Below are 14,558 nucleotides of genomic sequence, written 5' to 3'. Positions count from 1 at the left end.
GCGTCCCTACGCCCTCAGGCCGGCGGCGATCTCTCGCAGCGCGGCGGTCGCACTGCGCTGCAGCCACGGCACGAACGTGACGCGCGTGGCCCCGAGTTCACCGAGTTCGGTGGGCGAGGGGCTCTCGCCGTCCAGCTTGGCACAGGCGTTGATCGGCCCCTGGATCCCGGCCCGCAGCAGCGGCAGCACGTCGGCCGGGGCGCCGATCGGATACACGCAGTCGGCGCCCGCGGCGACGTACGACGCGGCCCGCTCGATGGCCTGCCCGGGGTCGGTGACCCCGCGGGAGAAGGTGTCGACGCGGGCGTTGACGAAGAGCCGGTCTCCTGCGACGTACCGCACCTCGGCCAGCCAGTCGGCGTGCCGCCGCGGGTCCTTCAGGACGCCTGCCTCCGAGTCCTCGACGTTGCAGCCCACGGCACCCGCCTCCAGCAGCCGCTCCACCAGCTCCTCGGGCGTGAGCCCGTACCGCGGGGTCTGGGGGGCAGCCCCCAGGTACGGTCACCCCGACGCCACCGCAGGCTCCTCCGCCTCCTCACCGGAGCCCACCTCCCCGAAGCGTGCCAACCCCAACGCCCCCGCCACCGCGACCACGAACCCCGCCACAGCCAGCCAGGCCAGCCCCTCCCTCGTACGGTCCCCCAGCCACACCACCCCCACCACTGCGGGCCCGATCGTCTCCCCGAGCACCATCCCCGCCGTCGCCGCGGTCACCGACCCCCGCTGCAACGCCGAGGTCAGCGACAGAAACGCCGCCCCACCGCCCAACAGCAGCGCGTAGGTCGCCGGATTGCTGAACAACGCGGCCGGATCGAGATCGTCGATGAGCCGGACCGCCACCTCCACCACCCCGAAGCCGCACCCGGCCCCCAGCCCCAGCACCGGCGCCCGCCCCCGCTTCGGCAGCCGCCCGGCCACAAGGCCCAACAGCAGCACAACGACCGCCACACCGAGCATCGCGTACGACAACCAGTCGGGCCCCGCCTCCTCGCCCTCCGTTCCCGACGCGAGCCCCAGCATCGCCAGCCCCGCACACACCACCGCCACCGCGCCCCACTCGACCCGGCTCAGCCGCGCCCGCAGCAACCGCGCCGCGACCACCGCGGTCACCGCGAGACTGGAGGCGAGCGCCGCCCCCACCGCGTAGATCGGGACGGACCTGAGCGCGGCGATCTGGAACAGGAACCCGAGCCCGTCCAACGCGAGCCCCGCCAGATACCGCCACTGCCGCAGCGCCCGCAGCAGCAGCGCCGCCTCCCCGCCACCCCCACCGGCCGCCGCGCGCGCGGCGACCGCCTGCAACACCGTCGCCGTACCGAAGCAGACCGCCGCACCAAGCGCGCACACCATTCCAAACAACACAAAGGGACTCTAGGGGCTGGCGCAAAAAAGGGGTCCGATGCACACGTTCTCTCACCGGTCTCTAGGCTGACCGCCGGAAAACATCGAACGGGGAAACGACGGGGAGACGGGGACATGGCGGAACCACGGAGGCGACTGCGCTCCAGCACGGTGGTACTGGGCGGCATGGGAGTCGTCGCGGCGACCCTGACGGCCTGCGGATCGGATCCCGACCGCCGCTGCGTGGACCGGGACAACTACGACTCCGTCTACGGCTACAAGGTCGTCGCCGACAAGAACTGCAAGTCCGGCTCGTCGTCCTCGTCCTCGGGCAAGAAGGGCAAGGGCGGTAGCAGGAAGACCGGCGGCGCCTGGTACTACGACGCCGACGTCAGCAAGGGCCGTGCCGACGACGGCACCTTCAGCCGCAGCGAGGCCGTCGACCGCGGCGGCTTCGGCTGCTCCGGCTCGGGCAGCGGCGGCGGCTGAGCCGTAGGAGCACCACGCGTGGAACGCCGCACCACGGAGCCCCGCCCCGACTGGCAGCAGACCGTCGAGGAACAGGGCCTCGTCTACCCGCTCACCCGCCATCCCGACGGCGTGCTGCGTCCCTACTGGGACGAGAGCGCGTACTACGTCTTCACCCTCGACGAGGTCGAGGCGCTGGAGGAGGTCGTCGAGGAACTGCACCGGATGTGCCTGGCGGCCGCCGACCACATCGTCACCGCCGACCGCTTCGCCGACCTCGGCATCACCGACCCGCGTCTCGCCGCGGCGGTCGCCGAGGCCTGGCGCCGCCGCGCCGAACTCCCCTCCGTCTACGGCCGCTTCGACCTCCGCTACGACGGCACGGGCCCGGCCAAACTCCTGGAGTACAACGCCGACACCCCCACCTCACTGGTCGAGGCCGCCTCACCCCAGTGGTTCTGGATGGAGGACCGCTTCCCCGGCGCCGACCAGTGGAACTCCCTGCACGAACGCCTGGTCGACGCGTGGCGACGGCAGGCCGCCCTCCTCCCGCCGGGCAGCCCGCTCTACTTCGCGCACTCCACCGCCGACGAACTCGGCGAGGACCTGATGACGGTCGCCTACCTGAAGGAGACCGCCGAACAGGCCGGCCTGGACACCGCCTGGATACCGATGGAGGACATCGGCTGGGAACGCCTCTCCCGCCGCTTCGTCGACAACCGACTGCGCTTCATCCGCAGCTGCTTCAAGCTCTACCCCTGGGAGTGGCTCACCACCGACCGCTTCGCCGACCACGTCCTCGACACCCTCGACAACGGCGGCGGCACGGGCAGCACCCTGTGGATCGAACCCGCCTGGAAGATGCTCCTCAGCAACAAGGCCCTCCTGGCCATCCTCTGGGAGCTCTACCCCGACCACCCCAACCTCCTCCCCGCCTACCTGGACGGCCCCCGCGAGCTGGCCACCGCACGGGGTTACGTGGCCAAGCCCTTGCTGGGCCGTGAGGGCGCGGGCGTGACGATCCACGAGCCGGGCGCGGACCCCGTACTACGCACCGACGAGCCCTGCTGCTACCAGGAGTTGGCCCCCCTGCCCGACTTCGACGGCAACCACGTGGTACTCGGCGCCTGGGTGGTGGAGGACGAGTCGGCGGGCCTGGGCATCCGAGAGTCGTCGGGCCTGGTGACGGACGAGTACGCCCGCTTCCTGCCCCACGTGATCCTCTAGGGCGTGTTGCGCGCCCGGCCCCGCGCAACACGGCCTAGACCGTCAGCACCTCCCCGATCTGGCTCAGCCCCCACTCCAGATCCCCTTCGCCGATGACGAGGGGCGGCGCGATCCTGATCGTCGGCCCGCGCGTGTCCTTCACCAGCACCCCCCGGTCCATCAGCCTCTCCGACACCTCACGCCCGCTGCCGTACTCCGGCGCGACATCGACCCCCGCCCACAGGCCCCGCCCCCGCACCGCCGTCAGCCTCCCGGTGTCGGCCAGCGCCTTCAATTCCCCCCGCATACGCTCCCCGAGCTCCGCCGCCCGCGCCTGATACTCCCCGGACCGCAGCATCGCGATCACCTCCAGCGCCACCGCACAGGCCAACGGATTCCCCCCGAACGTCGACCCGTGCTCCCCGGGCCGGAAGACACCCAGCACCTCCGCGCTCGACACCACCGCCGACACCGGCACGATCCCGCCGCCCAACGCCTTCCCCAGCACGTACATGTCCGGCACGACCCCCTCGTGCTCGCACGCGAAGGTCCGCCCCGTCCGCCCCAGCCCCGACTGGATCTCGTCCGCGACGAACAGCACGTTCCGCTCCCGCGTCAGCGCCCGCACCGCCGGCAGATAACCGGCCGGCGGCACCAGCACACCGGCCTCGCCCTGGATCGGCTCGAGGAGCACCGCCACCGTGTTCTCGGTGACCGCCGCCCGCATCGCCGTCAGATCGCCGTACGGCACGATCTCGAAGCCCGGCGTGTAGGGCCCGTAGTCCGCCCGCGCCTCCGGATCAGTCGAGAAGCTGATGACGGTCGTCGTACGCCCGTGGAAGTTGTTGCCCGCGACGACGATCTTCGCCATCTCCGCGGGCACCCCCTTGACCCGGTACCCCCACTTCCGGACCGTCTTCACGGCCGTCTCCACCGCCTCCGTGCCGGTGTTCATCGGCAGCACCATCTCCATGCCGCACAGCTCGGCGAGCTCCGTGCAGAACGCGGCGAACCGGTCGTGGTGGAAGGCCCGGGACGTCAGCGTCACCCGCTCCAGCTGGGCCTTCGCCGCCTCGATCAGCCGCCGGTTGCCGTGCCCGAAGTTCAGCGCCGAGTAGCCGGCCAGCAGATCCAGATACCGTCGCCCCTCCACATCCGTCATCCAGGCACCGTCGGCGGTGGCGACGACCACCGGCAGCGGATGGTAGGTGTGCGCGCTGTGCGCGTCGGCAGCGGCGATGAACGCGTCCGTCGTGGTCACGGGACCTCCCGGGGTGAGACAGCCCTGAGGCAGCCCTCCTTGCAGCCCTCCCTTCTTATCCTCGCTCGGATGGTGGACGCGGGACCTCCGCCTTCGGCGCGCCCGGTAGGCTGATCGACGGGCCGTGACTGGCGCGCAAGGATGGGACGGACCATCGGGGAGCGGCCCGCGAGTGACCGAGTGCCGTGCGCCTGGGCCAGACCGAGAACCGTGACCGCTTCACGCCACGCCGCCCGGAGGCCGACGACATGTCAGAGCAGCAGCCCCTCTCCACCGAGTCCACGGCCTTCCGTGCCGCCCTCGACGTGATCCGCGCCGTCGAGCCGCGCGTCGCCGACGCGATCGGCCAGGAGGTCACCGACCAGCGCGAGATGCTCAAGCTGATCGCCTCCGAGAACTACGCCTCGCCGGCCACGCTCCTCGCGATGGGCAACTGGTTCAGCGACAAGTACGCCGAGGGCACCGTCGGCCGCCGCTTCTACGCCGGCTGCCGCAACGTCGACACGGTGGAGTCGCTGGCCGCCGAGCACGCCCGCGAACTGTTCGGCGCCCGCCACGCCTACGTCCAGCCGCACTCCGGCATCGACGCCAACCTCGTCGCCTTCTGGGCCGTCCTCGCCGACCGCGTCGAGGCGCCCTTCCTGGAGAAGACCGGCGCCCGCCAGGTCAACGACCTCACCGAGGCCGACTGGGCCGAGCTGCGCCAGGCCTTCGGCAACCAGCGCATGCTCGGCATGTCCCTCGACGCCGGCGGCCACCTCACCCACGGCTTCCGCCCGAACATCTCCGGCAAGATGTTCGACCAGCGCTCCTACGGCACCGACCCGGCCACCGGCCTGATCGACTACGAGGCCCTGCGCGCCAGCGCCCGCGAGTTCAAGCCGTTGATCATCGTCGCGGGCTACTCGGCGTACCCCCGGCTGGTGAACTTCCGGATCATGCGCGAGATCGCCGACGAGGTCGGCGCGACCCTCATGGTCGACATGGCCCACTTCGCGGGCCTGGTCGCCGGCAAGGTCCTCACCGGCGACTTCGACCCGGTCCCGCACGCCCAGATCGTCACCACCACCACCCACAAGTCCCTGCGCGGCCCCCGCGGCGGCATGGTCCTGTGCGACGACTCCCTCAAGGACCAGGTCGACCGCGGCTGCCCGATGGTCCTCGGCGGCCCCCTCCCGCACGTCATGGCCGCCAAGGCCGTCGCCCTGGCCGAGGCCCGGCAGCCGTCCTTCCAGGACTACGCCCAGCGCATCGTCGACAACTCCCGCGCGCTGGCCGAGGGCCTGATGCGCCGGGGCGCGACCCTGGTCACCGGCGGCACGGACAACCACCTCAACCTGATCGACGTGGCGTCCTCCTACGGCCTCACCGGCCGCCAGGCCGAGGCAGCCCTCCTCGACTCGGGCATCGTCACCAACCGCAACGCCATCCCCGCCGACCCCAACGGCGCCTGGTACACCTCCGGCATCCGTATCGGCACCCCCGCCCTGACCACCCGCGGTCTGGGCACCGCCGAGATGGACGAGGTCGCGGGCCTCATCGACCGCGTCCTGACGACCACCGAGCCGGGCACGACGAAGTCCGGTGCCCCGAGCAAGGCCTCCCACGTCCTGGACGCGAAGGTCGCGGAGGAGATCTCCCAGCGGGCCACGGACCTGGTCGCCGGCTTCCCCCTGTACCCGGAGATCGACCTGGGCTGACCGCCCCCGGCGGCTCAGAGATCGATCAGCTCCTGCCGCGGCTCCTCCCGCGGCGGCCCGGCCTCCCGCCGGGCCGCCGCGCGGCATGTCAGGAAGCCGCCCGCGAATCCGGCGGCGAGCCCTCCGGCCGCCCACCACAGAGGGTCACCGGACCGGCGACCGCCGCCGTCGGACGCGTCATGGGGAACAGCTGGTCCTGCCGCTCGACGGCCACGTCCCCGCCCGGCGCCCGCCGCGTCTGCGGCCATCCGCCCACTCCCGTCAGACCCCACACCACGGTGAGCCGCGCGGCCGGATACCGCGTTACACCCCCCGCAGCCGGGTCGAATCCCCTCTGTTCCGGACCAGTTCCGGATCCGGCCACGGGACCTGAGAGAATGGTGAGCATGGCCTCTGACCGACCCCGTGTGCTCTCCGGAATCCAGCCCACCGCAGGCTCGTTCCACCTCGGCAACTACCTCGGCGCCGTCCGCCAGTGGGTAGCCCTGCAGGAGAGCCACGACGCCTTCTACATGGTCGTCGACCTGCACGCGATCACGCTGCCCCAGGACCCGGCCGACCTGCGCGCCAACACCCGCCTGGCCGCCGCGCAGCTCCTCGCCGCCGGTCTCGACCCGGAGCGCTGCACGCTCTTCGTCCAGAGCCATGTGCCCGAGCACGCCCAGCTCGCCTGGATCATGAACTGCCTCACCGGCTTCGGCGAGGCCTCCCGTATGACCCAGTTCAAGGACAAGTCCGCCAAGCAGGGCGCCGACCGCGCCTCCGTCGGCCTGTTCACCTACCCGATCCTCCAGGTCGCGGACATCCTGCTCTACCAGGCCCACGAGGTCCCGGTCGGCGAGGACCAGCGCCAGCACGTCGAGCTGACCCGCGACCTCGCCGAGCGCTTCAACGGCCGCTTCGGCCAGACCTTCACCGTCCCGAAGCCGTACATCCTCAGGGAGACGGCGAAGATCTACGACCTCCAGGACCCGTCGATCAAGATGAGCAAGTCGGCGTCCACGCCGAAGGGCCTCATCAACCTGCTCGACGACCCGAAGGCGACGGCGAAGAAGGTCAAGAGCGCGGTCACCGACACGGACACGGTGATCCGCTTCGACCGGGAGACCAAGCCCGGCGTCAGCAACCTGCTCTCCATCTACTCGACGCTCACCGGTGCCGGTATCGCCGAACTGGAGGAGAAGTACGTCGGCAAGGGCTACGGTGCGCTCAAGACGGACCTCGCCGAGGTCATGGTCGAGTTCGTGTCGCCGTTCCGGGAGCGGACCGAGCAGTACCTGGACGACCCCGAGACGCTGGACTCGATCCTGGCCAAGGGCGCCGAGAAGGCGCGTGCCGTCGCCGCGGAGACCCTCTCCCAGGCGTACGACAAGGTGGGCTTCCTGCCCGCCAAGCACTGACACGCGCGTACGCCCGTCGCATCGGCGGACGTACCACCGGACAGAGCGCTGCACATCACTACGGCTGCGCCTGCCCGCAACCCTGCCGTGGCCGTACAGTCGATAGCCGGAAGGCTTCAGACCGAGCCCGAGACCCCAGCCGACACGACGACAGGAGACGACGTGGGGACACTGACGATCGGTGTGTCGATCGCGGTCCCGGAGCCTCACGGCAGCCTGCTCCAGGAGCGGCGCGCGGGCTTCGGCGACGTCGCCGCTCACGGCATCCCCACGCATGTCACCCTGCTGCCGCCGACCGAGGTCGAGGCCGACGACCTGCCTGCGATTGACGCGCACCTGACCGAGGTGGCGGGGGCGGGCCGCCCGTTCCCCATGAGGTTGTCCGGAACCGGCACGTTCCGGCCGCTGTCGCCGGTCGTGTACGTGCGGATCGCCGACGGCGCCGAGGCGTGCACCTGGCTGCAGAAGCGGATCCGGGACGCCTCCGGGCCGGTGGCACGCGAACTGGCGTTCCCGTACCACCCGCACGTCACGGTGGCCCACGGCATCGACGAAGCGGCCATGGACCGCGCCTACGAGGAGCTCGCCGACTACGAGGCCGAGTGGTCCTGCACCGGCTTCGCCCTCTACGAACAGGGCGTCGACGGCGTCTGGCGCAAGCTCCGCGAATACCCCTTCGGCGGCTCGGTGGTGCCCCCGCAGGCCTGCGCCCCGCAACAGCAGCGGCAGACGCTGTAGGTCCAAGGACCGCCGGAGCCCAGTGCCGCGGTACTAGACCGGCAACCGCCGGAACACCGCCCGCGGCATGTGCCGTAGCGCCGCCATCACCACGCGCAGCGCGCCCGGCACCCACACCGTCTCCGAGCGTCGTCGCAGCCCCAGTTCCACGGCCGTGGCCACCGCCTCGGGGGTGGTCGCGAGCGGTGTCTCCGGGAGGGCCGCCGTCATCCTCGTGCGGACGAAGCCGGGGCGTACGACCATGACGTGGACGCCCGTGCCGTGCAGGGCGTCGCCGAGGCCCTGGGTGAAGGTGTCGAGGCCGGCCTTGCTGGAGCCGTAGATGAAGTTCGAGCGGCGGGCCCGCTCGCCGGCGACCGAGGAGAGGACGACGAGCGAGCCGTGGCCCTGGGACTGGAGGGCGCGGGCGCTGATCAGGCCCGCCGAGACGGCGCCGGTGTAGTTGGTCTGGGCGACGCGCACGGCGCTGACGGGTTCGCGTTCGTCGCGGGCCTGGTCGCCGAGGATGCCGAAGGCGAGCAGCACCATGTCGATGTCGCCCTCGGCGAAGACCTTGCCGAGGACCGCCTCGTGGGAGTCGGGGTCGAGCGCGTCGAAGGCGACGGTGTGGACGTCGGCGCCCAGGTCGCGCAGGCCCTCGGCGGCCTGTTCCAGGGCGAGGGACGGGCGTCCCGCCAGCCACACCGTGCGGGTGCGCCGGATGATCAGGCGGCGCGCGGTGGCCAGCGCGATCTCGGACGTACCGCCGAGGACGAGGAGGGACTGGGGGAGACCGAAGGCGTCCTTCACGACAGCTCCTGGAGGTTGAGGCGACGGGCGAGGTCGGACACGAACACCCCGCGCGGGTCGAGCTCCGCGCGCAGGGCGCGGAAGTCGGCGAGACGGGGGTACATCGCGGCGAGCAGTTCCGGCCGCAGCCGGGAGTCCTTGGCCAGGTAGACGCGGCCACCGGCGGCGGCGACCTCCTCGTCCAGCTCGTCGAGGAAGGCGCCTAGGCCGGGCAGACCGGCCGGGACGTCCAGGGCCAGGGTCCAGCCGGGCAGGGGGAAGGAGAGCCAGCCCGGATCGGCCTCCCCGAACCGCTTGAGGACGGCGAGGAAGGACGGGCACCGGCGCTCGGAGACCCGCCGCACGATCCGGCGCAGGGCGTCCTCCTGGCCGTACCGGACGACGAACTGGTACTGCACGAAGCCGCCGCGGCCGTAGACCCGGTTCCAGTGGGGGACGCCGTCCAGGGGGTGGAAGAAGGCGGAGATCTTCTGCAGTTCACCCGTCCGCGCGCGGGGCGCCTTGCGGTACCAGAGATCGTTGAACAATCCGACGGTTCTACGGGTGAGCAGTCCTTCGGGGAGAAAGGAGGGCGCGGCGGGGAGTCGACCGGGGCGGAAGGCCAGGGGAGTCCTGCGGGCCCGGCCGGGGAGCGCATCCAGGGGCGCGTGGTCGCCGCGCGTCAGCACCGCGCGGCCCGTCGCCGCGCCGCGGGCGAGCAGGTCGATCCAGGCGACCGAGTAGCGGTAGCGGTGGTCCGTGGCGGTCAGCCGGGCCATCAGGTCGTCGAGGTCGCTCGCGCGCTCGGTGTCCACCGACATCAGGGACGTCTCGACCGGCAGCAGGTGAAGAGTGGCCCCCAGGATCACCCCGGTCAGGCCCATGCCGCCCGCGGTCGCGTCGAACAGAGCGCTTCCCGGCGTCACCGTACGGACCGAGCCGTCGGCGGTGAGCAGGTCCAGGGAGGCGACGTGGCGCGAGAAGGAGCCCGAGACGTGGTGGTTCTTGCCGTGGATGTCCGCGCCGATCGCGCCGCCGACCGTCACCTGGCGGGTGCCGGGCGTCACCGGCACGAACCAGCCGAGCGGCAGCAGCACCTCCATCAGCCGGTGCAGCGAGACCCCCGCGTCGCACCGCGCGGTGCCGGCGTCGGCGTCGATCACATGGATCCGGTCCAGCCCCGTCATGTCGAACACCGTCCCGCCGGCGTTCTGCGCCGCGTCCCCGTAGGCCCGCCCCAGGCCCCTCGGGATGCCGCCACGCGTCCCGCAGTCCCGGACGGCGGCCCGCGCCTCCTCGTAGGTGCGGGGACGGATCAGACGGGCGGCGGAGGGGGCGGTGCGGCCCCATCCCGTGACGGGAACGGTCTCGACAGGCATGTCGGTGACCGTATCGCCCTGCTGTGAGCGATTGGACGGGAAACATCACCTCTCTCCCCGAAATGGGTGATTAATGGGATGTCGCTCAATATTGCCGGAGTTCCAGTGGTGTTGGCGTGAACAGTGAGTCCACATGGACGACCTCGACGACATGGACCACCGCATCCTTTCGGCGCTCCACGCCTGCGGCACCGACCCGAGGATCGCGGGCGCCGCGCGCGCCCTGTCCCGAGCCGGCGAACACGGTGCGCTGTGGTTGGCGGCGGGCCTGACCGGAGCGGCCGTGGACCGCTCCCGGCGCGGCGCCTGGCTGCGCGCCACGGCGCTCACCGCGGGCGCGCACCTCGCCAGCATGGGCGTGAAGCGGATCGTGCGCCGCCCGCGCCCCGCACACGTCGAGCCCCTGGTACGCACCGCCGGGCGGCACTCCTTCCCCAGCTCCCACGCCACCTCCGCCGCTGCCGCCGCCGTCGCCTTCGGAGCACTGGGAGCCCACGTCGTCACACCGCTCGCCGCCGCGATGTGCCTCTCCCGCCTGGTCGTCGGCGTCCACTACCCGTCGGACGTCGCGGCCGGCGCGGCCCTCGGGGCGCTCACCGCGCGCGCCGGGGCGCGCTGGATGGGCCGCAGCACGCCCGGGGCGGGGGCGGGCACGCATGACTGAGACCGCGCCCCTGCACGACACCGCGGCCGCCCTCCCCGAACAGCACACCCGGCCCGAGCAGCGCCCCGCACCCTCACGCCGAGGCCCCGGCACCCTGCTGCTCGGCCTCCTCAGGACCGCCCGCCCCAAGCAGTGGGTCAAGAACACCCTGGTCGTGGCCGCCCCGGCCGCCGCGGGACGGCTGTTCTCCGTCCAAGCCCTCACCCAACTAGCCCTCGTGTTCGCGTTGTTCACCGCCTGCGCGGCCGCCGTCTACCTGGTCAACGACGCCCGCGACGCCGACGCCGACCGCGCCCACCCCACCAAACGGCACCGCCCGGTCGCCGCCGGACAGGTCCCGGTGTCCGTCGCCTACGCCGTCGGAGGGGCCCTGGGGGCCCTGGCGCCCGTCGCCGCGGCCTGGCTGACCTCACCCGTCGTCGCGGCCCTGCTGACCGCCTACATCGGCATGCAACTGGCGTACTGCGTCAGCCTCAAGCACGTCCTGGTGGTCGACCTCGCCGTCGTCACCACCGGCTTCCTCATGCGGGCCATGGTCGGCGGGCTCGCGCTCGGCATCCCGCTCTCGCGCTGGTTCCTGATCACCACCGGCTTCGGCGCGCTGTTCATGGTGGCGGCCAAGCGCTACTCCGAAGCGGTCCAGATGGCCGGAAAAGCGGGCGCCACACGCGCGCTGCTCACCGAGTACACCACCGGCTACCTCCGCTTCGTCTGGCAGCTCGCCGCCTCGGTCGCCGTCCTCGGCTACTGCCTGTGGGCCCTGGAGGAGGGCGGCGTCCCGCACACCAGCGTGCTGCCCTGGCGCCAGCTGTCCATGGTCGCCTTCATCCTGGCCGTCCTCAGATACGCCGTCTTCGCCGACCGCGGCACCGCGGGCGAACCCGAGGACGTCGTCCTGCGCGACCGCGCGCTCGCCGTCATCGGCCTGGTCTGGATCGCGATGTACGGGCTGGCGGTGGCCAATTGGTGAAGCCGGCGCCCCGGCGGAGCGAGCTGCTGGGCTTCGCCTCTGTCGGCCTGCTCGCGTACGCCACCGACCTCGCCCTGTTCACCTGGCTGCGCGGCCCCGCCGGTCTCGGCCCGCTCGCCGCCAAGGCCCTGTCCTTCCTCGCCGGCTGCACCGTCGCGTACCTGGGCAACGCGCTCGGCACCTACCGGCACGCGCGCGTGCGGGGCCTGCGCCCGTACGCCGTCTTCTTCGCGGTGAACGTCGCCGGCGCCCTCGTGCAGCTCCTCTGCCTCACCGTGAGTCACTACGGCCTCGGCCTCACCTCGCAGCGCGCGGACACGGTCTCCGGCGCCGGAATCGGCATGGCACTGGCCACTGTCCTGCGGTTCTGGGGTACCCGTACATGGGTGTTCCCCGACGAGGGCAGGGTCGGATCATGGACTGGCTGAAAAGGCTCCCCGGAATCGGGCCGTACGTCACGCGCCTGATGGCCACGCACGCGTGGAGGTCGTACGAACGGCTGGACCGCGTGAAGTGGACGCGGCTGGCCGCCGCGATGACCTTCGTCAGCTTCATCGCGCTCTTCCCGCTGCTGACCGTGGCCGCAGCGGTCGCCGCCGCCACACTCAACTCCGGCGCGCAGAAGCGGCTGGAGGACAAGATCACCGACCAGGTGCCCGGCATCTCCGAGCAGCTCGACGTCGGCAACCTGGTCCAGAACGCCGGCACCATCGGCCTCATCGCGGGCGCCGTCCTGCTGTTCACCGGCATCAACTGGGTCGGCCAGGTGCGCGACTGTCTGCGCGCGGTGTGGGAGCTGGACGACAGCGAGGAGAACCCCCTCGTGCGCAAGGCCAAGGACATGGGCGTCCTCGTCGGCCTCGGTGGCGCCGTGCTGGTCACGCTCGGCGCGTCCACGTTCGCCTCCGCCGCCGTCGGCTGGGGGGCCGACCAGATGGGCCTGGACGAGCACGGCTGGGGCCGCCTCCTCCTGCAGGTCGCCGCGTTCACCGTCGCCGTACTCGCCGACTTCCTGCTCCTGCTGTACGCCCTCACCCTGCTGCCCGGCGTCGAACCGACCCGGCGCCGCCTCTTCGTCGCCGCCCTCGTCGGCGCGGTCGGCTTCGAACTGCTGAAGCTGCTGCTCAGCGGCTATATGCAGGGCATCGCCGCGAAGAGCATGTACGGCGCCTTCGGCGTGCCCGTGGCCCTGCTGCTGTGGATCAACTTCACCTCGAAGCTCGTGCTGTTCTGCGCCGCCTGGACGGCGACCGGCAGCAAACAGGAGGAGGGCGTCACACTGGAGGAGCCCCAACCCGAGCCCCAGCCCGTCAGCGGCGGCGGCGTACCAGGTCCGGCAGCGGCCACCGGCGGTTGACCAGGAACGCCCCGCCCGCGAGCAGCAGCAACACCCCGCCGGCGATGCCCAGCGCCGTCCCGACGCCGCCCACGCCGTTCTTGGTCGAGGCGGCCGCCGCGACGGGCTTGCCGGAGGCGTTTCCGGTGCCACCGGCGCCCCCGCCGGCCTGTCCCTCGTCGCTCGTGTCGGGCTGAGCGCTCGAAACGGCGCCCTTGGGCGGCACCAGCTCGCCCACCGGCGTGACCTTGCCGGCCGCCTTGAAGCCCCAGTCGAACAGGGCGGCGGTCTCCTTGTAGACCTCGTTGTGGCCGCTCTTCTCCGGGTTCATGACCGTGACCAGCAGCACCCGGCCGTCACGCTCGGCGACCCCCGTGAAGGTGGCGCCCGCGTTGGTGGTGTTGCCGTTCTTGACGCCCGCGATGCCCGGGTACTGGGAGATGTCGTAGTCGCCGGTCAGCAGCCGGTTGGTGTTCTGGATCTCGAAGGACCCCCGGGTCGGCTTGCCCTTCTTGTCCTTCGTCGTCGCGCCCGGGAACTTGGCGCGAAGCGTCGAGCAGTACTCGCGGAAGTCCTTCTTCTGCATCCCGGAACGGGCGAACAGCGTCAGGTCGTACGCCGAGGAGACCTGCTCCGCCGCGTCGTAGCCGTCGGGGCTCACCACGTGCGTGTCGAGGGCCTGGAGCTCCTCGGCGTGCTCGTTCATCTCCCGAACGGTGTTGCCGATTCCCTTGTTCATCTTCGACAGCACATGGACGGCGTCGTTGCCGGAGCGCAGGAACACACCGAGCCACAGGTCGTGGACCGTGTAGGTCTCGCCCTCCTTGATCCCGACCATGCTGGAGCCGGCCCCTATGCCCTCCAGGTCCTCCCGGGTCACCTTGTGCGGGGTGGTCTTGGGGAACTTCGGCAGCACCGTGTCCGCGAACAGCATCTTCAGCGTGCTCGCCGGGGGCAGCCGCCAGTGGGAGTTGTGCGAGGCGAGCACCTCGCCCGACTCCGCGTCCGCGACGATCCACGACCGGGCGGTGAGGTCCTTCGGCAGCACCGGAACACCGCTGCCCAGGTTCACCTGTGTCCCCGGCTGCCCGAGGCGGGTGCCGCCGACGGACGACATGCCGGCCGGGGGAGTGGCGGAGGGGCTCGCCGACGGCTTCGGTGACGGCTTCGGGGCCGCCACGGCGACGGGCGCGGTCAGCGCGAGGGACACGAGGGTGGAGGTGACCAGCAGGGATCGCCTGACGGTCTTCTTGGGTGCGGGCACGACGGAGAACGTACCTTCCGCCCGCCGGGAAGTCCCGCCGCCCTCGCCACCCCGGTCATGGAA

At 71.7% G+C, this 14,558-nt stretch carries 14 protein-coding genes, 1 pseudogene and 1 riboswitch; of the genes and pseudogenes, 9 read left to right on the top strand and 6 right to left on the bottom strand.

Features of this window, described 5'->3' with window-relative positions:
• Positions 1-6: 6 nt before the first annotated feature.
• Positions 7-468, bottom strand: a pseudogene (locus ACGFNV_RS09970) (isocitrate lyase/phosphoenolpyruvate mutase family protein); the annotation flags it as partial.
• A 33-nt stretch (positions 469-501) separates the two neighbouring features.
• On the bottom strand, positions 502-1,350 hold the full coding sequence (locus ACGFNV_RS09965; RefSeq protein WP_393621486.1) for a hypothetical protein: 849 nt from the start codon (positions 1,348-1,350) through the stop codon (positions 502-504).
• A 126-nt stretch (positions 1,351-1,476) separates the two neighbouring features.
• Between ACGFNV_RS09965 and ACGFNV_RS09960 the strand changes: the two genes are divergently transcribed.
• Both ACGFNV_RS09960 and ACGFNV_RS09955 read left to right on the top strand, forming a co-directional pair.
• A complete protein-coding gene (locus ACGFNV_RS09960) occupies positions 1,477-1,830 on the top strand; it encodes a hypothetical protein (RefSeq protein WP_393620966.1) in 354 nt (117 codons plus the stop codon).
• Positions 1,831-1,848: 18 nt separating this feature from the next.
• Positions 1,849-3,036, top strand: coding sequence for a glutathionylspermidine synthase family protein (locus tag ACGFNV_RS09955; protein ID WP_393620964.1), 1,188 nt, complete (start codon positions 1,849-1,851; stop codon positions 3,034-3,036).
• A 34-nt stretch (positions 3,037-3,070) separates the two neighbouring features.
• Here the strand turns inward: ACGFNV_RS09955 and rocD are convergent, their stop codons facing one another.
• Positions 3,071-4,276, bottom strand: a complete 1,206-nt coding sequence (gene rocD, locus ACGFNV_RS09950) for an ornithine--oxo-acid transaminase (protein WP_393620962.1) — start codon at positions 4,274-4,276, stop codon at positions 3,071-3,073.
• A gap of 114 nt (positions 4,277-4,390) precedes the next feature.
• A riboswitch (ZMP/ZTP riboswitch) is annotated at positions 4,391-4,480 on the top strand.
• Between the two features lie 44 nt (positions 4,481-4,524).
• On the opposite strand from rocD, the gene ACGFNV_RS09945 reads away from it, so the two are divergent.
• From ACGFNV_RS09945 to ACGFNV_RS09935, 3 genes are all read left to right on the top strand, one after another.
• Entirely contained in the window at positions 4,525-5,976 is a 1,452-nt protein-coding gene (locus ACGFNV_RS09945) for a glycine hydroxymethyltransferase (protein WP_393620960.1), read from the top strand.
• Between the two features lie 386 nt (positions 5,977-6,362).
• The gene (trpS, locus tag ACGFNV_RS09940) at positions 6,363-7,376 is read left to right on the top strand and encodes a tryptophan--tRNA ligase (protein WP_393620958.1); all 1,014 of its coding nucleotides are present in this window, start codon (positions 6,363-6,365) and stop codon (positions 7,374-7,376) included.
• A 162-nt stretch (positions 7,377-7,538) separates the two neighbouring features.
• The gene (locus ACGFNV_RS09935) at positions 7,539-8,114 is read left to right on the top strand and encodes a 2'-5' RNA ligase family protein (protein ID WP_393620957.1); all 576 of its coding nucleotides are present in this window, start codon (positions 7,539-7,541) and stop codon (positions 8,112-8,114) included.
• A 33-nt stretch (positions 8,115-8,147) separates the two neighbouring features.
• Here the strand turns inward: ACGFNV_RS09935 and ACGFNV_RS09930 are convergent, their stop codons facing one another.
• Positions 8,148-8,903, bottom strand: coding sequence for a decaprenylphospho-beta-D-erythro-pentofuranosid-2-ulose 2-reductase (locus ACGFNV_RS09930; protein ID WP_393620955.1), 756 nt, complete (start codon positions 8,901-8,903; stop codon positions 8,148-8,150).
• Entirely contained in the window at positions 8,900-10,261 is a 1,362-nt protein-coding gene (locus ACGFNV_RS09925) for an FAD-binding protein (RefSeq protein ID WP_393620953.1), read from the bottom strand. The genes ACGFNV_RS09930 and ACGFNV_RS09925 overlap by 4 nt, the downstream gene beginning before the upstream one ends.
• A gap of 133 nt (positions 10,262-10,394) precedes the next feature.
• On the opposite strand from ACGFNV_RS09925, the gene ACGFNV_RS09920 reads away from it, so the two are divergent.
• From ACGFNV_RS09920 to ACGFNV_RS09905, 4 genes are read left to right on the top strand one after another with little or no spacing between them, the layout of a single operon-like run.
• Entirely contained in the window at positions 10,395-10,925 is a 531-nt protein-coding gene (locus ACGFNV_RS09920) for a phosphatase PAP2 family protein (protein WP_393620951.1), read from the top strand.
• A complete protein-coding gene (locus ACGFNV_RS09915; RefSeq protein WP_393620949.1) occupies positions 10,918-11,895 on the top strand; it encodes a decaprenyl-phosphate phosphoribosyltransferase in 978 nt (325 codons plus the stop codon). Before ACGFNV_RS09920 ends, ACGFNV_RS09915 begins: the two co-directional genes overlap by 8 nt.
• Positions 11,889-12,323 carry a GtrA family protein gene (locus ACGFNV_RS09910; protein ID WP_393620947.1) on the top strand — a complete coding sequence of 145 codons (435 nt, stop codon included), beginning with the start codon at positions 11,889-11,891 and terminating at the stop codon, positions 12,321-12,323. Before ACGFNV_RS09915 ends, ACGFNV_RS09910 begins: the two co-directional genes overlap by 7 nt.
• The gene (locus ACGFNV_RS09905; protein WP_393620945.1) at positions 12,311-13,252 is read left to right on the top strand and encodes a YihY/virulence factor BrkB family protein; all 942 of its coding nucleotides are present in this window, start codon (positions 12,311-12,313) and stop codon (positions 13,250-13,252) included. Before ACGFNV_RS09910 ends, ACGFNV_RS09905 begins: the two co-directional genes overlap by 13 nt.
• Here ACGFNV_RS09905 and ACGFNV_RS09900 read toward each other — a convergent pair.
• Positions 13,206-14,495 (bottom strand): D-alanyl-D-alanine carboxypeptidase family protein, encoded by a 1,290-nt coding sequence (locus ACGFNV_RS09900; protein WP_393620943.1) that lies wholly within the window; start codon positions 14,493-14,495, stop codon positions 13,206-13,208. The two genes, ACGFNV_RS09905 and ACGFNV_RS09900, sit on opposite strands and share 47 nt — an antisense overlap.
• Positions 14,496-14,558 lie beyond the last annotated feature (63 nt).

Origin of the sequence: Streptomyces sp. NPDC048751, assembly GCF_043198595.1 — a bacterium.
Lineage (GTDB): Bacteria > Actinomycetota > Actinomycetes > Streptomycetales > Streptomycetaceae > Streptomyces.
Note: the sequence above shows the minus strand (reverse complement) of the source record. Positions and strands in the feature narration are given on the sequence as shown.